Genomic DNA, 17,915 nt, shown 5'->3' on the forward strand with positions numbered 1-17,915 from the left:
GGTCAGCGCCGGGTGCCGGTGCCGACGAGGGCGCGCTCGTACGGGTCGAGCAGGACGCCCTGGACGGAGGGGGCGACGCCGGTGATGATCCGCTGGTGCACCAGGGGCACGACCGCGTCGGAGCCGAGGATGCGGGCCTCGGCGGCCATGGCGGCGGCCTGCCGCTTCTCGGTGTCGGCGGTCTTCTCGGCCTCGGCGACGGCCCGGTCGACGTCCTCGTCGCAGAGCCGGGCGATGTTGTAGCCGCCATCGCAGGTGTAGTCGGCGGCGAGGATGCCCACCGGGTCGCCGGTGTCGAGGAGGGTGTTGCGGGCGAGGACGAAGGCGTCGAACTTCCCGTCCAGGGCGTCGCTCTCCAGCCGGCTGTACTCGCGGACGGTGAGCTTCACCGTGAAGCCGGCCTTCTCCAGTTGGGCCTTGACCACCTGGGCGGCCTCGGGCAGTTCGGGCCGGTTGTCGTAGGTGGCCAGCGTGATCGACGCGCCGCCGGGCTTCTTCGCCGCGGCCCGTCCGACGGGGGCCTTCCGCTTGCCCTCGGCCCAGCTCACGGCGGGTCCGTAGATGCCGGCGCCCGGGTCGGCGTACCCCTCGTACACGTCCTTGGCGAAGACGGAGGTGTCCAGCGCGGCACGGGCGGCGGCGCGCAGACCGGCGTCCTTGAGCGGGCCGGAGGAGGCGTTGAGGAGGAGGCTGGTGGTGCGGGTGGTGGCGGTGTCGCGCCGGGTGTCCTTGTCGAGGGTCGCGGCCTGGGCGACCGGGACGGCCTCGGCGATGTCGAGTTCGCCGGTGCGCAGGGCGTTGGCGCGGGCGGTGCCGTCGGCGATGAAACGGGCGTCGACGCCGGCGGCCTGGGCGCGTCCGCCCCAGTAGTCGTCGAACCGGTCGAGGGAGGCGGAGGTGGCCCCGTTCACCTTGGTCAGCTCGAAGGGCCCGGTGGCGGTGCCGACCGGGTCGACCCGCCCGCCCTTGCCGTACGCCTTCTCGGAGAGCACGGCGAGGCCGGGGCTGGACAGCCGCAGCGGCAGGACGGGGTCGGGCTCGTCGGTGGTGATGCGGACCACGCGGTCGCCGTCGGCCCGCGCGGTGAGGGCGACGCCGGCGAGGGCGGCGGGCGCGGGCTTGGCGGTGCCGGCCCGGGTGAGGGAGCCCGCGACGGCGGCGGGGGTCACGTCGCCGCCGTCCTGGAAGGTGGCCTCGCGCAGGGTGAAGGTCCAGGTGCGGTCGTTCTCGCGCCGCCAGGACTCGGCGAGCGCGGGGGCGGCGGCACCGTTGGCGTCGAGCGCGGTGAGGCCCTCGGTGACGCCGAGCCGGCTGAGGAGGGTGGCGTCGGCGCCGTAGGGCGACAGGTTCTCGGCGGGCGGGAAGGCCAGCGCGACCCGCAGCCGGGCCCCGCCGTCGCCCCCGTCGCCGGATCCCGACGCCTCACCACCACCGGAGGCGAAACAGCCGGCTATGAGCGGCAGCAGGAGAAGCGGGGCGAGCAGCCGGGGGCGGAGAGGCGAACGCATGATCCTCGGATCGGGTCGGGGGCGGTGGCAGGCAGGTGCGGGAGGGGCGGAGCGGGTGGGTGGCGGACCGGGTGACGGCGTGCGGGGCGTGCTCGGCGGGACGGGACCGGCCCCGGTCGCGTGGGGCGACACGAACGGCCGAACAGGACTCTACATGAAAACCGTTCCCACTACTGCTGTCGGGACGGACTCCGCGCCGCTCACCCGAAGGGCACCTCGAAGTGCACGACGCCCTGGCCGCCGCCCGGGTCCTCGCGCTCGTCGTGCACGACCTTGGCGAGGGACCTCCAGAAGGGCTCGGCGCCGGTCACGGCGGGATCGGTGTGCAGATACACGGACCTGTACCCACCGTCGGCGGCGGCGAACTCCAGCAACTCCTCGACGAGTCGCCGCGCCAGCCCGCGCCGCCGGTGCTCGGGCCGCACGTACACCCGGCGCAACTGCGCGGTCTCGCCGGAGGGGTAGCGCTCGGCGACGCGGGCCGGGTTCGGCGGATGCGCGGGCCCGCGCGAGTCCAGCGCCCCGGTGGCGACGACCTCGCCGCCCCCGTCGACGGCGACGATCAGCGTGTGCCGCTCCGGCCGCACGTACGCGCCGTGCAGATCGATGACGTCCCTGTGCCACCGGGGCACGTACCCGGTCCCGAAGTCCCGGTAGACGGTGTCGAGCATGACGGCACGCGCCCCGTCCAGATCGGCGGGGCCTGCGGCGCGGAGGGTGTAGTCAGCAGTGCGCACTTGCACATCATATGCATTAAGCCGTTTACGTCGATCGACCCCCTTGGCACCGGGGTGTCCGGCGGACGGTCTGCGGTGGGGGTGTCCGGCGGAAACGCCGACCGGACGCCGAGGCGGCCTCCGGGCCCACTGATGCCCGGCGGACAGGATGATGGTCACCCTCGGCCACCACGGCCGTACGCGGGCCCCCGGCAAGGGCGTCGGGCGCCACGTTCCCGTCTCACACGAGGAGCGCGCCGAAGGCGCCGGCCAGGGAACCCCGGAGGCCGACGCACCGCCCCCTCGACGGACACGTCCGCCCGCCGCCGGGCCCCGTGCGCGGGCTCGACGATGGTGAGCGGCCCGGACACGCACTGCGGGGCCCGGCCCCCGAGGAGGACAACGGCGCCCCCGGCCGGGGCGGCGCGACCCGGCCCGCACCGACAGAGGGCCGGCACCGTCTCCCGGGACCCGAGAACGGCGAGCACCGCCTCCGCCGCCCACAGCGGAAGAAGACCGGGCCGATGGGAAGCCGCTTCCGGGATACCCGGACATTCCCCAGGAAGCATCGCGCGCGGCAACCTGGGACACCCCGAGTGTCAACGACCCCACTCCCCCACCCTGCCATCACCCTGAGGAAGGTCAGCGTCTGCATCGACCGGTGCGCCGGGGACGCGGCGCCGGGTCTGGCCCGCAACGCCACGTCCGGCTGCCACCGAGCCCGAAGGGCGAACCGTCACGAATGCCGGACGGTTTCCCCCTCCGGGGCGCGGTAACAGCCGGAGATGACCTCGACACCGAGACTCGGGGTGGCCCGCTCGCCGTACGCGACGACCCAGACGCTCATCTTCCGGTAGTCGTCGTCGGCGACGAGGTTGAGGTTCCGGTTCGCGCTGTTGTCGCGGTAGGACTGCTTGATCACCCAGCCGTCCGTGTTCAGCTTCTCCTTCAGGTTCTCCATGGCCACGTCGATGTCGCCGCCGGAGTCCGGCTTGAAGTTCCACGGGTGGTAGACCTGGAAATACGTGTCGGGGTCTCGCCCTGGACACTCCTTGACCCCCGGTCCGGGCTCGGACATCTTGCCAGGCACCCCGATGAACTCGGCGATGCGTCCCGAGACGTCCCGTACCGAGTCGACCGCGTCGTCGGTCGTGGCGGTACCGGCCTCGGGCACCCCGGAGGCCCCGCCGACCGGGAACTTGGTGCTGTCGTCATCCGTCATCGCACATCCACTGAGGAGAAGGGCGGTCAGTACGAGGCTGGGCACGGCGCCACCGGGGCGACGCCGGAAGCCGAGGAACGAGTCGCTGAGCATGCGGGGTCCTAAGCGGTGGTTCGGCAGGCTGGGATCGGTCCGGAGGGCGGCTGTGCGCGCCGGCGGGGCCCCATCACCGGGGAGCGGTGACGTCACCGTACTCGCCGACCACGACCAGGGCCTGGTTCTTCAATGCCGTCGTACCTCGGTTCCAGTACTCGCTGTGCCCCTCCGCCGCGGCGGTGGCCGTAGGACCGCTGCCCTCGGCGCCGGTGTTCACCTGCCGTGCGCCGAAGACCTCGTCGCTGGGAACGATGAACACCCCGCCGCCCAACTTCCACTGGCTCCCGCCATGGCCCCAACGGCCGATGTCCGGGACCACGTCCCCCTCCGCCTCCGCGTTCCACACGTGACCCCGGGGGACGTCCATCTCCTCGGCCGAACCGACCTTCACCCCCGGGCTTCCCGCGAGGATCACGTCATCCGCGTCGAGGTGACCGGTCTGGGCGGCCGCCCCGATGACGGTGGTCCCGTACGAATGGCCGATGGCGGTGCGGTGCGGCTCGCCGGGCCCGCTGTGGGAGACCTCCAGTCCCTCCATGAACCGCCGGTAGGCCGGGGCCCCGTCGTACGCGTAGTGCTCGAAGGGCGCATCCCTGACGACATCCTGTGGGGCGTCGTAACCGAGCCAGGTGATGGTCGACACGGACGCGTCCGGCGTTGCCTTCTGGGTCTGCCGCCACAATTGGGTCATCCGCTCGATGTCGCCGCCGACCGTCCCGAGGTTCGACCCGGTACCGGGAACGTAAACCGCCTGGTGCCGGGCGGTGTCCGGGTTGCCGTTGGCGATGACGGCCCGGCCGTTCCCCTGGGGGTCGAAACCGAGAAGGTATGCCTCGGGCAGTCCGTCCTCACCGGTCCGGTCGAAACGCTCCTGGATGTCCTTCATGCCCTTGAGGGACGATTTCAGGTGCCGGTACTCGTCACCGTAGGTCCTGTCCCATTCCATCCAGGCATCGGTGTGCACCTTGGCGGGGTACCCGCCCGCGGTGATCCACGTCCACTCGTTCGCAGGCGGGGAGGGGAGGGAGTCGAGCCGCAGCCGGAACTCGGCTTGCTTCTCGTCCAGCACGACGCGGTTGGCCTCGTCGCGGACCTCGGACGGAAGACCGTCCAGTCGTCCCACCACGTCGGGGTGGAGGGACAGGTAGGCCGCTCGTTCCTCCGGACTCAGCCCCTCCCACCACGCGGAGTTGCCCTGGGCGTCGCCGCCTTCCGGCGGACCACCGATGGAGTCCAGGTACCCCTGAGCCGCCTCCCGGACCCCGGTCATGTCCGATTGGGCGTCCTCGAGGTCCCGGTCCGACACAGTGAGGTCATCGTCGGCGGTCAACGCCGTGATCCTCGGCTCCCACTTGGCATCGGCCTCTGCCGCCTGCCTGAGCGCGTCGGCGATTCGGTCCGCGATGGCCAGGGCCTTCGCGTGGTGCGGGTTGGGGTCGAACCCCGCTGCCTGACGAGCCAGGGCCCGGGCCGTCCGGTCGGACGAACCACCGACGGTGCCGCCTCTGGCGGGCTTCTCCTCGTCACCACCCGCCGGGACGTCGGGATAGGTGACGCCACCGTCCGCGTCGACGGTGAATCTCATCGCGTCCGCGTCGTCGAGCGCGGAGAGGAGTTTCCTCCGGGCGGCACCCACATCGTGGGCGAATCCGCCGAGCGCCGTGCCCACCAGACCGCATTCGATCTGTACGTAGTGGAAGTTGGCCGCGAGGTTCTTCAACTCGCCGAGCGCCGCCTCGAGTGCCTCTCCCCTCAGGGACTTGCGCATGCCTGCGGCGACCACACGGTCGAGGTGATCCTTCGCCTCGTTGGCCATGTCACTGGTCGCACGGTATCCGTGGGCGGCTTCCTCGAACTCGGACGGCTTCAGCCTCTTCAGAGTCGCAAGATTCACGGCTTTCCCCTCACCGTCCGGCGCCCTGACCGCCGACGGCGGGAGTGTCGGCGTATCTGAGGGTGATCGCGGCAAGGGCCGCCTCAACGGATTCGTCGGTCTTCAGAAGGTCGTGCCCCACCTGTTCGAAGACCTCTTGGACACTGGCGCAGCGCTCGCCGACGGCCTCGACGTACCGTACCCAGGAGTCGTACACGTCCTTCTGCGCGCCGGCGGACAGACACCCCGAGGCGTCGCCGAGTCCCTGCTGTCCGTCGCGCAACCGTTTCAGGGCCTTACCGGTCTCCTCCGTGAGTCCGCCGACGCCCTCACCCGCTGTGTTCCAGGCCAGGCGAGTGGACTTCACACCGCCGGTGACACCGTTGACCGACGGCCCGGACCCGGCATCCGCGGGGTACTGATCGAGTCGCATCCCGCTCGTGTGCCGCTGGACGGCGTCGCGCTTCAACTCGTCCCACTCGTCCCACGCCATGCGCGGTCTCCTCCCCCACGGTCCGGGACCCGCCCGGAAACACGCCACCCGACTTCGTCACGCTCAGCGAGGATAGCGATACGGAGCGGCCGGTGTGAGCGATCCTGAGATGACGCGGGCCACGGCAGACAAGTCGCCTCGCTTCTCGCTCCCCTCATCAACGACGCGGGGAACACGACGAGTCGTGACACGACGCCGGCACCTGGCGCGCACGCGCCCTCCTGTTCGGCCGTCGGGCTCCCGCCCGGCGCGGCCGGGCCAGGGGCCGCTCACGAACGGCATCCCCCGCGATGGCTGAAAAACGTACGCGCGCATCGGTGATCCACTACCGTTGCTCCCGCTGCGCACCTTCCCGGAGGGTACGTCGGCAGTGTTCAGGTGCCGGTTTGAGGTTCCCCCGAGATGCGGAGAATGGTGACAGCAGGTCAGGTAGGACTCACAGAGAGGAGCCCTGCTGATGCCTGCCCCGAGGAAATACCCACTGGAGTTGCGTGAGCGCGCGGTGCGGATGTACCGCACCGCGGAGCCGAAGCCCGTGATCCGCCGCATGGCCGAGGAACTCGGTGTCCATCACGAGGCCCTGCGCGGCTGGATCCGCCAGGCCGAGGCCGACGCCGGCGAACGCGACGACCTGCTCACCAGCGACGAACGCGCCGAGCTGACCGCGCTGCGCAAGGAGAACACCCAGCTCAAGCGGTCGAACGAGATCCTGCGGACGGCCTCGGCTTTTTTCGCGGCACAGCTCGACCCGACCCGGCCCAGGTGACCGCGCTCCTCGACGAGCACGAGAACCTGGAGATCGAGCCCACCCTCCGGGAACTGCACATCCCCTCCTCCACCTACTACCGCTGGCGCCGGGCGAAGAAGGAGCCGTGCGAACGGCACCGCCGGGACACCGAGCTGACCAGGCAGATCCAGCAGATCCACACCGACTCCGGCGGAATCTACGGCTCGCCCCGCGTGCACGCTGTCCTGAAACGCGAAGGCGTCCACGTCGGCCGCAAACGAGTTGAACGGCTCATGCGCGAAGCCGGCCTCGCCGGGATCAGTCCCCGCCGGACGGGCAAGGGCTTCACCCGCCGCGACCGGGACGCCGACCTCGCCCCGGATTTGGTCAGGCGCGACTTCACCGCCGACAGGCCGAACCGGCTGTGGGTCACCGACCTCACCATGATCTCGACCCTTGAGGGGCCCTTGTGGCTGTCGGCGATCAGGGACGCGTTCTCCCGCCGGGTGGTGGCCTGGGAGGCCTCCGCCCACGCGGACGCCGACCTCGTGCTGGCCACCCTCGAGTACGCCCTCGCGTCCCGGGAGGTCGAACCCGGCCAGCTGATTCACCATGCGGACCACGGCTGTCAGTACACGTCCGTGAAGCTCACAACACGCTTGGTGCGGGCAGGAATTGAGGCATCCATGGGCTCCGTCGGGGACTCGTACGACAACGCCCTCGCGGAGAACCTCTGGATGCTCATCAAGACCGAGGGCCTCCGCGGCCGCACCTTCGCCACCCGGGCCGAGGCGAACCTCGCGCTCTTCGAGTACATCGACGGGTTCTACAACAGTCGGCGCATCCAGAAACGCCTCGGCTACCTCAGCCCCGTCGAGTTCGAAGAGAAGCACTACGCCGAGCAGGCAGCGTCCGAACGAGCGAACCTGAAACCCCGCCAACCCGCTCTGACCAGCTGATCAGCCCCTCCCGAGCAACGGGGGAACCTCAGTTCGCGGCCGTGACAGGCGAGTGGTTTCCGCTGCGTTTCGTACGCGGCGTGACTGCGGATGCCCGGAAGGGCGGTCCCGCCATTCCCAGGTCACGCCAAGGAGTGGACATCCATGAACCCCGTCGAGTACAAGCCTGCACGTCGTCACCGGCTTCGCGAGATCCTGGTCGACGTCGCCGCGGGTGTCGTCACCCAGCTCGTGGTGCTGGCCCTGGCGGCGGCAGCGCGCCTGCTCTTCTGACGCAGGCTTGTGGCGGGCCCGGAGAGCCCGCCACTCCACATGCAGGTGGTACGCCTCAGAAGAGGTAGGCGTCGGGCGACTGCGGGCCCGTGCTCTGGCGCCCCCTGCGGCGCCTGCCCCGGCGTGGCCTGGGCAGATGTACTATCCGTGCCACTTCCGGCAGGTTCTCCCAGGTGGGGCGGAGCCCATGGGCCTGGACCTCGCCCACCATGTCCTTCAAGTAGCTTCGAGTCTCCTCATCCGTGGAGTAGAGCACCGTCGCCCTGCTCGCTCGGGTCATCAGCACGTGGTAGGCATGACGGACCAACCGGGCGAACTCATGGTCGTCGACGCTGCCGGCTCTGACTTTGGGGTCGAACGAACCCGGAACGGCCACCCGCTTGACGCCTGTGTCCGGATCCTTCCGCTCCTTGCCCCGCCGGAACACCCACCGGCCGTCCCGGCGCACCATGTCCTCACCCATGATCACGCCGCACCAGTCCCACTCGAGGCCCTGCGCCGTGTACACGCAGCCGATCTGATCAAGCCCTTTCTCGTGCACGGACCAGATCCTGCTCGGCGGCGCACCGTCCTCGCAGAAGGCGTCGCTGTCCGCGTTCCAGGGCCTGTGCCAGGAGCCGATCCGCACGTCGGCCTCCAGCCGCCGCTCCTTGCCGACGGGTTTGGTCCACGGCCAGCAGTACCCGGCGACCAGGCGGGCGGACGCTCCGGCGTGCGCTTCGGTCCGGATGATCCGTTCGAGTTCCTCCGGGCTGTCCGCCACCTCGACGTGCATCAGACCGTCCGGCGTCCACGGCTCGGGCGCCTCCTCGTCCGACACCCCGAGTACGGCACGCACCCAGCGGATGTAGGCGTCGCTGCCACCGCAGCGGAACTGCTCCCGGAGGCCGTACCGGACAAGGGTGGCGCCGTGGCGTCGCGCCGCGTCCTCGATCAGTTCGACGGTGCCGACGTCGTGCGGACGCACGGTCTGGCCCTCGTCGAGGAAGAACACCGTCAGTCGGGACGCGTCCAGCAACTCGTCGACCTGCGGCTTGGTTCCCTGGTCCTCGGGTTTCCAGAACCGGTTGGTCGACCGTTCGCGGAGGCGGTGCGCCTCGTCGCAGATCAGCACGTCCAGGGGCGGGTCCGGCGGGGTGACGAAGTTGCTGAAGTACGTGAAACTCTCCCTGAACTCCCGGTCCCCGTACCCGACGTGCTCCTGGATCGCGCCGTTGAAGGCCCGGCTGCCGCTGGCGTACCGGACCGTGTGGCCGCCTGCTTCGAGCTCCGCCTTGACCTGAAGGCCGATGGCGCTCTTCCCCGTACCGGCACCGCCAGTGACCAGGAACACCACGCGTCGCTCGTCCGGCGTGAGGGCGGGACGCTGCGGATCCGGGAGCACCTTGGCCGCCGTGTCCAGGATCTGGTCGGCGACCTCCTTCTGCCGGCCGCGCAGGGTGAACACGGTGTCCTCTCCCCGGGAGCGGATCATGGCATCGAGCAGGGGCGTATTCCTCAGGCCCATGTTCTGCAGCAGTATCTCCGCCGCGGAGGCGCCTCCTTCGTCGGCGAAGTGCCTGCGGAGGTCGGAGATCAGTTGTTCCCGCCGGTCGCTCGTGTAGACACCGGCGTAGACGCCGGTCGGGGCGTCCAGGCCGACCAGGGGCCGGACGGAGGCGTCGGTGGCGTTGTGCAGATAGGCGAAACCACCACATGCGAAATCCAGCCCGCGCAGCGGTCCCCGGCCACCCGTGAACGCCTCGTAGTACTCGCGCAACTGCAGGGCGGGGTGCTTCTTCCTGCCCATCCCCGGTACATGGACCAGTTCCGCGGTTGCTCGTTCCACCCTGGTCACCGTCGACCAGCGCTTCAGCTCGACCAGTTGGACGGACAGTCCCTTCTCCTCCGGATGATGGCCCACGAGGACGACATCGATGAGCCTGGGGTCGCCGGGTCTGTCGGCCTCGTCGAGGGTGGCCGCGCACTCGACGATCATCTCGACGTTTCCGCGTCCCGCGGCGACCAGGTCCTCCGCCAGGTGTACGAGGCTCTCGGCCCACGCGGACCGTTCCGACAACGAGGCGTCGGCACCTCGGAAGTGGCGCCATCTTGCGGCCAGGTGCGGCACCATGCGGCGCCTCGAATTCAAGGTCAGCAGATCCTGCGCCGCCAGCCGCAGCAGGAGCATGGACACGAGGTGATCCCCCAGAGCACGAGTGACTCGTGCGGGTGGGGGCATGTCCTCGTGAGGAAGCCCGTCGGGCCGCGATCGGTACTCGGGATCTTAGGCTGACCGGCGGTTCCGCGGACGAAGACGGAGCCGTGCCCCGGGAGAGACGTCGCCATCATGCCGGATCACGTATCCCGTGGCCAGGACGCGCCCTTGTCATACAGTGGCAGCCAGCCGACCGAGCCGTCCGTCGGCCAGTTCCCGCAGTTTCTCCCGTGTCTCCGGGTCGGTGGAGTACACCATCGTGCCGACCATGCCCCGGGTCAGCAGCACCTTGTAGGTGTTGCGGATGAGCCGGTCGACGTCTGCGTCCGACGTCGCCTTCTTGAAGACCGGGTCCTTCGACGCCGTGCGGTCCGTGACCCAGCGGTCGCCGCGCCACAGCAGGTCGGGGCCGAGGATGACGCCGGACCAGTCGTACTCGAAGCCCTGGGCGGTGTAGACGCAGCCGACCTGGCCGAAGCCTGCCGGGTCGGTCGCCCACAGGGCGGCCGGCGGTGCGCCGGAGACGGAGCGGTCGCCGCGCAGGTTCCAGGGCCGGGCCCAGTCGCCGATGACCACGTCGGGAGGGAGTGGGTCGCCAGGCTTGGGCTCCGGTGACCAGCGCCAGCAGTAGCCTGCGGACATGCGGGCTCCGTACCCCTGGGCTCGGCGTGCTTCGAGGAACTCCTCCATCTCCTGAGGGCTTTCCGCGACCAACAACTGCATGCGGTCGTCGGGTTCCCAGACGACGGGCCCTCCGGGTTCGAGGCCGAGGAGCCGGACGACCCAGCGCAGGTAGGCGTCACTGCCTCCGCAGCGGAACTGGCTGTCCAGGGGAACGACGTGACACGGGATGTCACGCTTGGCCGCGGCTTCCTTGATGTCGGCTACGGTCCCCATCTCGCCGGGGCGCACCACCTGGTGCTCGTCGAGGAGGAAGACGGGGACGCGGGCGACGTCGATGAGTTCGTCGATCTGGGCCTTGCCGGTGCGGTGTTCGGCACGCGTGTAGCGGTTGGCCGACGTCTCCCGGATACGGTGGGCCTCGTCGCAGATCAGGACGTCCAGACTGTTCTTCTCGACGGTCATGAAGCTGTTGAAGTACTTGAAGAGATCCTGTACCTCCCGCTTGCGCGAACCGGCGACCTTTCTCATCGTCTTGGTGAACGACTGGGAGCCTGTGGCGTGCAGGGCCGGCGTTCCGCGCCGGTACAGTTCGCCGAGCAGTTGGAGAGCGATCACGCTCTTGCCGGTGCCCGGGCCGCCCGTCACGACGACGATCTCCTTTCGATCCGCCCGCTTGGCCCGCTCCACCGCGTTGAGCACCATGCGATAGGCGACTTGCTGCTCGTCGAGGAGAACGAACTGCTGTCGTTCGCGCACCTCCTGCGCGGCAACGGTCATCAACTGCCTCGAGGGCACCGTGGCGCCGGAGAGCAGCTCGTCCGCTGCCTGGGCGCCGGAATGCCTGTCGCTCAGCTTCACACGGAGGTGGTCGAGGAATTCCCCACGGCGTTGTCCCGTGAAAAGCAGTCCTCGGTCGTCGCGTTCGATCTCCCGCAGCCCGGCGACACCCAACTCGGTGGCGTTGTGCAGGAAGGCCACTCCGTTGACGCGATGTCCGTGTCCGGCCAGCGCTCCGTTGAAGTTGACCAGATAGTCGCAGTAGCGGCGCACCTGCTCGATCGGGTTGAGAACCGGGTGGGAGTAGCGCTCGACGTGGCACAGCGTGGAATCGTCCTCATGAGGCAGGGCATCGCTCCACTGCTTCAGTTCCACCACGACGTAGGAAGGCTCCCCGGTGGACGGGTGCACTCCTGCGAGCACGACGTCGGCGCGCTTGCTGTTCAGCGGCAGCGCGTACTCCAGCATGACCTCCACGTCGCCCAGACCCGCGTCGTTGAGCGCGGCGGCCAGGACGGGGATACTGCGCTCCCACGAACGCGCCTCCGAAGTTCCGGGCCGGTAGCCGTGCATGTGGACGAACTGGTCGGTGAGGTGCAGGAAGAGCGAACGGTCGAGGGCCATGACGGCGACTGTTTTCGCGGACGCGCGGAACAGCAAGAACTTCCCCCAGGCAGCACGAAGTGACTCGTGCGGGTGGGGGCATGTCCTTCGAGACTCCACCGGGGTGGAGCGGAAGCCCGTCGGGCCGCGTTGACTGTGCTGGCGAGACTACCTCTCAGGATGCCTTTCCCACCCTCCAGCCGTCCGTCGCGCTGGACGCCCTCGGCACGGGGGGCGGTCGCGCCGCAGCGCTTCCGTGAGGTGACGTGGGCGAGGGGCAGGTGCCTCCAACAGGTGTACCGGTGATTTCCGGGGCGGGCGGCGGTCGTTAGGGGGACGAGAGTGAGGAGGTACCCCATGTCCATGCGTCGACCGTCGGCGAAGCGGCCCACGAGTGAGCTCGACGCCCGCTACAGTTCCGCGTTCCGTCCCCGTCCGGGCGCCGCGGACGTCACCGCCGCCCCCTGGCCGGAGGCCGTTCGGCACTTGGAGGGCGCCGAGATCTTCTGGGTCGTCACCGTGCGTGGCGACGGCCGGCCGCACGTCACGCCGGTGATCGCCGCGTGGCACGACGGCGTGCTGTACTTCTCCACAGGACCCGGTGAGCAGAAGGCCCGGAACCTGGCCGGCAATCCGCGTTGTTCGCTGCTCACGGGTGGGAACTCACTCACCGAGGGGTTCGACCTGGTCGTCGAGGGCGAGGCGGAACGGGTCGGCGACCCGGTGGTGCTGGAGGAAGCGATCGCGGCGTACGAGGCGAAGTACGGCGCGCACATCACGTCCCCGGACGGCACCTTCCACGGGATCGGTGACGCCATGCGGAACGGCGACGCCGTGCTGTTCGCCGTGACGCCGACCACCGCGTACGGGTTCGGGCGGGACGGCGGGGTCTACAGCCACACGCGGTGGGTCTTCTGAGCCACCGGCCGGCCGCCTGGCACGCCGCTCCCGGGCCCCGCGGGAGGTCGGTCGCCCTCCGTGCCCAGTGCCCGCGGCAGCCTGGGCGGGGACGCGTGCAGTTCCCGCTCCCGTAGACCCAGCCGTGGGTTCCCGGGCCCGGGTTCAGCCGCCCGGGGTGAGGAGGCGGACGTCGACCGTGCGACCGCCCGGGGCCGTCAACCGCACCGACGGGTCGACCAGCCGGTCGGCGACCCGGGGGACGGCGACGACTTCGGCGTCGGGGCTTGCTTCGCGTACAGGCCACGGGAGGAGAGTCGGGACCCCTCGTGACGGGGTCGACGGCGCTTCCGGGAGCGGGGGCGGCCGTGTGTGCCTGGCGGGCCCGCGGCGGCGGCACCGGCCCGCGTGCGCGGGGCGCACCGCTCCATCCGCGCCCCTCTCCGCGAGGCCCCAGCCCCCCGTACGGCCCGTACGTCCCCCGGCTCAGGGCACCCGGGCCACCCCCACGTAGAAGCCGCTGCGTTCCCGTGCGGGGGCCGGGGCCTCCTGGTACCACTCGGTGGCGAACACCAGGCCCGGGGGGAGGAGTTCCAGGCCCTCGAAGAAGGGCTCGACCTCGGCGCGGGTGCGCATTCTCAGGGGGATCTCGCCCTTCTCGTAGGCGGCCTCCGTCTGGTGTCTCAGCTCGGGGTGCTGGTCGGCCGTGCCGTGGGAGAGGAGCAGGTGGCTGCCGGAAGGCAGGGCCCCGACCAGGGTGCGCACGATGGCCCGCGGGTCCTCCTCGTCGGGCAGGAAGTGCAGGAGCGCGATCAGGGACAGGGCGACGGGCCTGCGCAGGTCGAGGAAGGCGCCCGCGCGTTCCAGGATCGCCTCGGGGTCCCGCACGTCGGCGTGGAGGAAGTGGGTGGCGCCCTGCGGGCTGCTGGTCAGCAGCGCCTCCGCGTGCCGCAGGACGATCGGGTCGTTGTCGACGTAGACGACGCGGGCGCCCGGCGAGATCGCCTGGACGACCTGGTGCAGGTTGGGTTCGGTGGGGATGCCGGTGCCGATGTCGAGGAACTGGTCGGCGCCGTGCTTCGCCAGCCAGGCCGCGGCGCGGTGCATGAACGCCCGGTTGCGGGCCGCGTTGCCCCGCGCCTCCGCCGGGAGCCTCTCCCCGACCTGCTGGTCGACGGGGTAGTTGTCCTTCCCGCCGAGCAGCCAGTCGTAGACGCGTGCGGGGTGGGGCCTGCGGGTGTCGATGGGGGGCCTGGGTACGCCGGCAGCGGTCACGAGCACTCCTCCGTGCGCGGAATCACGGGCAACCGGGTCTCGGCCGGCCGCGGGAACACGTCTGCGGAACCGCCGGACCCGGCGTGTCGGGTCCGGCGCACGTCAGCCTATCCAGGCCGGCCGGGGGCCGTCGGGAACTCGATGTCAGTGGTCGCCGATAAGTTCGATCTCGTTCCGCCGGAGTGGCGGGAACGTCCCCTTCGGTGTGCTTGGGAGTGGTGTGTCTTGTCGGGGTGGGAGAGGTCGAGCGGGGTGCGGGTGGTGCCGCCCGCGCGGGCGCGGAAGCTGGCCAAGGTTCCGTTCGTCGAGCTGGCCGACGGGCGCTTGCAGGGGGTGGTGTCCAGCGGGTCGGACATCGGGCGGGTGTACGTGTCCTCCGTCGAGGCCGGGACGTACGCCTTCTCGTGCAGCACCAACAACAACCGTCCGTGCGGCGGCGCCCGGGGCATGTTCTGCAACCACATACGGGCCCTGATCGGCGAGGCAGTGCTGCAGTACGGGGGCGGGCGCGTGTCCCGGTACCTGAAGGCCGAGGCGGCCGGCGGGGAGGGCGGCGAGCCGGACGCGGCGTCGCTCACGTCGGTGATGGCGGCGGCGCGGCCCGCGCCGGGCGACCGGTCGGCGGCGGCGCAGGTGTTCAGCCGCTTCCTGCGGCACCTGTCCTACCTCGAACTGGAGCCGGTCACCGCGCCGTTGCCCGAGATGCACTGGTTCCCGACGACGGGGGCGGTGGCCTGATGCGTGCCGATCTGCTCCACGACACCGTCGACGGTCTGGACGAGGCCCTCACCGCGGTGGACGGTTTCGACGACGCCCTCGTGGGCGGGCTGCTGCGTCCGCAGCCAGCGCAGGCCGCCGGGCTGACCGGGCTCGCGGACGCCCTCGCCGCGTCGCCGTTGGCCGCGCGGGTCGCGGAGGCCGCCGAGAAGACGGCCGCCGGGGCCGCGGGCGAGGACCACTTCGTCGCCCTCGCCGGGGCCCGCACGGCGCTGCTCGGGTCCGTCCACGACGCGCTGTCCGCCCGCGTGACGGAGGCCGTGGGCCGGCCGGTCGCCGAGGGGCCGGCAGCCGGTCCGGTCACCGGCGGCGAGGGGACGCAGGGGGCAACCTGCTCCTTGCCGCGCGGGGCTGGCTCTGCGATCTGGCACGGGTCGGCTGGCGGGGCATGGACCACGAGACGGTGGCCGGGGCCGCGCCCGTCGTCTCCGCGATGCTGTCCGACCCGGCGCTGCGCCGACTGGCCACGCTGCTCGACGGGTTCGCGGCCGAGCTGGCCGCCTCCTGCCCCGGGGCGACCCTGGAGCGTGTCCCGGTGCGCCGCTGGGCGGACCTGTGGACGCGGGGAATGCTGCTGACGCTGCCGGGGGCGGCCCGCCTCGCGCCCGTCGCGGAGGTGAGCGGCCGCCTGCTGCCCCTGGGCGTCGACGTCCAGGAGCACGCCACCGCCGTACAGGCGCAGGTGCACGCGGTGTTCGAGCCGGCGGACGGGACCGCGTCGCGGCTGGTGCGGGCCTCGGTGTCCGCGCCGAAGCCAGACTCGGTCGTCGGGGCCGGGCTGTGGCAGGTGCTGCGTCCCCGCATGTCGCTGCTGGGCGCCCTGGGCGAGGGCCGCGCCATGGAGCTGGACGCCATGCCCGTGACCGCCGAGGGCGACCTCCTGTGGGACGACACGCGGGCGCGGGCGGGTGAGAGTGCCGACGCGTTCGCCACGGCCCGGGTGGCGTTGCCGGCCGCCGCCGGGTACGTGACGGCGCCGTTGGACCGGCATCCGGCGCGGATCGCCGTACCGGTGCTGCTGGAGGGGTACGGGGTCCGGGAGGACGAGGACGGGCTCGCGTTCCTGGTCGCCGGGGAGCGGCTGGCCGTGGACGCCGACCGGGTACCGGCCGCGGGTCCGCTCACGCCGGAGGCGGTCGCGGCGTCCGCCGCCTGCCTCGGGCTGCTGCGCTGGGACGCCGGGGAGTTCCGCCTCCAGCCGCTGGCCGTCGAGCGGACGGTGCGCAAGAAGCCCGTGGCCCTCCACGCCGGGGCCTGGGCCGGGGGCACCGCCGACAAGGCGGGGACGCGGGCGGAGAAGGCCGCCACCGACGCCGTCACCGTACTGCGCGAGCGCGCCGGAAAGCTGCTGCGGAAATGACCGAGACGCCGAGCGGGGCGGGTAACCCGCCCGAGACGCCGAACGGGGCGGGCTCCGCGCCCGAGACCCCCACCAGCTCAGGCACCGCCCCCCAGACCCCCAGCGGCTCGGGCCCCGTGCCCGAGCCCGACGACAACCGGCGCCAGGTGCTCTACTGGCGGCTGCTGGCCCGGCTCTTCGACGGCGAGGAGCAGGCCGCGCTGGAGTCGGCGAGCCTCGCCGTGGTCGAGGACATCGGCCTGCCGCCCGCGCTGCTCGACCCGGACGCCTCCGTCGACTCCGTCGTGCAGCGCCACCCGGAGCTGGCCGACGAGCTGGACGGGCTGATGACGCCCGAGCCGGATGCGGACGGTCACCGCGACCGGGCCGCCGAGGTGCGGCGCGCGGCGCTGGTCTCGAAGGTCCTGCTCAACGTGTTCGCCGCCCGGCCCGGCACCGTCACCGCGGGTCAACTGGCCCGCTGGCAGGCGGACGCGGGCCGGCTGGAGCGGGCGCTGGGCTGCCGTCCCGGCGAGCTGCGGGGCACCGGGGCACGGCGGGCGGGCTCCGCCGGGGGCGCCGGCGCGAGCGGCACTGGGGTCGGCGGTCCGCTGCCCGACCTCGGCCGGCTGATCCCGGCGATCGGCCCGGAACTGGGCGCCATCGAGGGCGACCTGGTCCGGCGCATGCGGCTGCGCGAGGTGCTGGCCGATCCGCGGCTCGCCTCGCGGCTGACGCCGAGCATGTCCCTGATCGAGCAGTTGCTGCGGGACAAGGACAACCTCTCCGGCGTCGCCCTCGCCAACGCCAAGGCGCTCATCCGCCGCTACGTCGACGAGGTCGGCGCGGTGCTGCGCACCCAGGTGGAGAAGGCCACCGTCGGCGAGATCGACCGGTCGGTGCCGCCCAAGCGGGTCTTCCGCAACCTCGACCTGGACCGCACCGTCTGGAAGAACCTCACCAACTGGAGCCCGGAGGAGGAACGGCTCTACGTCGACCGCCTCTACTACCGGCACACCAGCCGCAAGACGACGCCCCAGCGGCTCGTCGTGGTCGTGGACCAGTCGGGCTCGATGGTCGACTCCATGGTCAACTGCACCATCCTGGCATCGATCTTCGCCGGCCTGCCCAAGGTCGACGTGCACCTGATCGCGTACGACACGCAGGCGCTGGACCTCACGCCCTGGGCGCACGACCCGTTCGAGACGCTGCTGCGCACCAAGCTCGGCGGCGGCACCGACGGCACGGTCGCCATGGCCCTCGCCCAGCCGAAGATCGCCGAGCCGCGCAACACGGTCGTGGTGTGGATCTCCGACTTCTACGAGTGGCGGGGCCAGGAGCTGTTCGACTCCATGGCCGCCGTGCACCGCTCGGGGGCGAAGTTCATCCCGGTCGGCTCGGTGACCAGCTCGGGGCGGGGCAGCGTGAACCCGTGGTTCCGGGAGCGGTTCAAGGACCAGGGCACGCCGGTGATCTCCGGCCACATCAAGAAGCTCGTGCACGAACTCAAGTCGTTTCTCACCTGATCACCCACCGATCACCCCGACGGGTGATCAGCG

The 17,915-nt window shown here is 71.2% G+C and carries 14 protein-coding genes and 2 pseudogenes; 7 read left to right on the forward strand and 9 right to left on the reverse strand.

Annotation, left to right across the window (positions count from 1 at the left end):
• Positions 1-2 precede the first annotated feature (2 nt).
• The 5 genes from VM636_RS03220 to VM636_RS03240 form a co-directional block, all read right to left on the reverse strand.
• The gene (locus tag VM636_RS03220; RefSeq protein ID WP_030422309.1) at positions 3-1,508 is read right to left on the reverse strand and encodes an ABC transporter substrate-binding protein; all 1,506 of its coding nucleotides are present in this window, start codon (positions 1,506-1,508) and stop codon (positions 3-5) included.
• Between the two features lie 200 nt (positions 1,509-1,708).
• Positions 1,709-2,245, reverse strand: a complete 537-nt coding sequence (locus VM636_RS03225) for a GNAT family N-acetyltransferase (protein ID WP_053912907.1) — start codon at positions 2,243-2,245, stop codon at positions 1,709-1,711.
• Positions 2,246-2,960: 715 nt separating this feature from the next.
• The gene (locus VM636_RS03230; protein ID WP_234340366.1) at positions 2,961-3,446 is read right to left on the reverse strand and encodes a hypothetical protein; all 486 of its coding nucleotides are present in this window, start codon (positions 3,444-3,446) and stop codon (positions 2,961-2,963) included.
• 166 nt (positions 3,447-3,612) lie between these two features.
• Positions 3,613-5,436: an alpha/beta hydrolase gene (locus VM636_RS03235; protein WP_053912909.1), complete on the reverse strand. Its 1,824-nt coding sequence runs from the start codon at positions 5,434-5,436 to the stop codon at positions 3,613-3,615.
• A gap of 10 nt (positions 5,437-5,446) precedes the next feature.
• Positions 5,447-5,908 (reverse strand): hypothetical protein, encoded by a 462-nt coding sequence (locus VM636_RS03240; protein ID WP_053912910.1) that lies wholly within the window; start codon positions 5,906-5,908, stop codon positions 5,447-5,449.
• Positions 5,909-6,365: 457 nt separating this feature from the next.
• Here VM636_RS03240 and VM636_RS03245 point away from each other — a divergent pair, with 457 nt between their 5' ends.
• The 3 genes from VM636_RS03245 to VM636_RS03255 all read left to right on the forward strand — a co-directional run bounded on the left by VM636_RS03245 (position 6,366) and on the right by VM636_RS03255 (position 7,867).
• Entirely contained in the window at positions 6,366-6,674 is a 309-nt protein-coding gene (locus tag VM636_RS03245; protein ID WP_030423472.1) for a transposase, read from the forward strand.
• Positions 6,671-7,594, forward strand: coding sequence for an IS3 family transposase (locus tag VM636_RS03250; RefSeq protein WP_338483157.1), 924 nt, complete (start codon positions 6,671-6,673; stop codon positions 7,592-7,594). Before VM636_RS03245 ends, VM636_RS03250 begins: the two co-directional genes overlap by 4 nt.
• A 144-nt stretch (positions 7,595-7,738) precedes the next feature.
• Positions 7,739-7,867 (forward strand): DUF6408 family protein, encoded by a 129-nt coding sequence (locus VM636_RS03255; RefSeq protein ID WP_234340367.1) that lies wholly within the window; start codon positions 7,739-7,741, stop codon positions 7,865-7,867.
• A 55-nt stretch (positions 7,868-7,922) separates the two neighbouring features.
• Here VM636_RS03255 and VM636_RS03260 read toward each other — a convergent pair whose 3' ends face one another.
• Together VM636_RS03260 and VM636_RS03265 are read right to left on the reverse strand one after the other, a co-directional pair.
• A complete protein-coding gene (locus VM636_RS03260; RefSeq protein ID WP_107091297.1) occupies positions 7,923-10,037 on the reverse strand; it encodes a DUF2075 domain-containing protein in 2,115 nt (704 codons plus the stop codon).
• 198 nt (positions 10,038-10,235) lie between these two features.
• Positions 10,236-12,125, reverse strand: a complete 1,890-nt coding sequence (locus VM636_RS03265; protein WP_053912912.1) for a DUF2075 domain-containing protein — start codon at positions 12,123-12,125, stop codon at positions 10,236-10,238.
• Positions 12,126-12,425: 300 nt separating this feature from the next.
• Here VM636_RS03265 and VM636_RS03270 point away from each other — a divergent pair, with 300 nt between their 5' ends.
• Positions 12,426-12,986, forward strand: a complete 561-nt coding sequence (locus tag VM636_RS03270; RefSeq protein ID WP_078962531.1) for a pyridoxamine 5'-phosphate oxidase family protein — start codon at positions 12,426-12,428, stop codon at positions 12,984-12,986.
• Between the two features lie 147 nt (positions 12,987-13,133).
• Here the strand turns inward: VM636_RS03270 and VM636_RS03275 are convergent.
• Positions 13,134-13,247: pseudogene (locus tag VM636_RS03275) on the reverse strand (esterase family protein); the annotation flags it as partial.
• 204 nt (positions 13,248-13,451) lie between these two features.
• A complete protein-coding gene (locus VM636_RS03280; protein ID WP_053912913.1) occupies positions 13,452-14,240 on the reverse strand; it encodes an SAM-dependent methyltransferase in 789 nt (262 codons plus the stop codon).
• A 225-nt stretch (positions 14,241-14,465) separates the two neighbouring features.
• Here VM636_RS03280 and VM636_RS03285 point away from each other — a divergent pair, with 225 nt between their 5' ends.
• The 3 genes and pseudogenes from VM636_RS03285 (at position 14,466) to VM636_RS03295 (ending at position 17,882) form a co-directional block, all read left to right on the forward strand.
• Complete coding sequence (locus tag VM636_RS03285; RefSeq protein WP_234340368.1) at positions 14,466-14,978, forward strand: hypothetical protein; 513 nt, start codon at positions 14,466-14,468, stop codon at positions 14,976-14,978.
• A pseudogene (locus tag VM636_RS03290) lies at positions 14,978-16,377 on the forward strand (hypothetical protein). Before VM636_RS03285 ends, VM636_RS03290 begins: the two are co-directional and overlap by 1 nt.
• Positions 16,374-17,882, forward strand: a complete 1,509-nt coding sequence (locus tag VM636_RS03295) for a VWA domain-containing protein (RefSeq protein WP_078962533.1) — start codon at positions 16,374-16,376, stop codon at positions 17,880-17,882. Before VM636_RS03290 ends, VM636_RS03295 begins: the two are co-directional and overlap by 4 nt.
• The last annotated feature ends 33 nt before the right edge of the window (positions 17,883-17,915 follow it).

Source organism: Streptomyces sp. SCSIO 75703, assembly GCF_036607905.1.
Classification (GTDB): domain Bacteria; phylum Actinomycetota; class Actinomycetes; order Streptomycetales; family Streptomycetaceae; genus Streptomyces.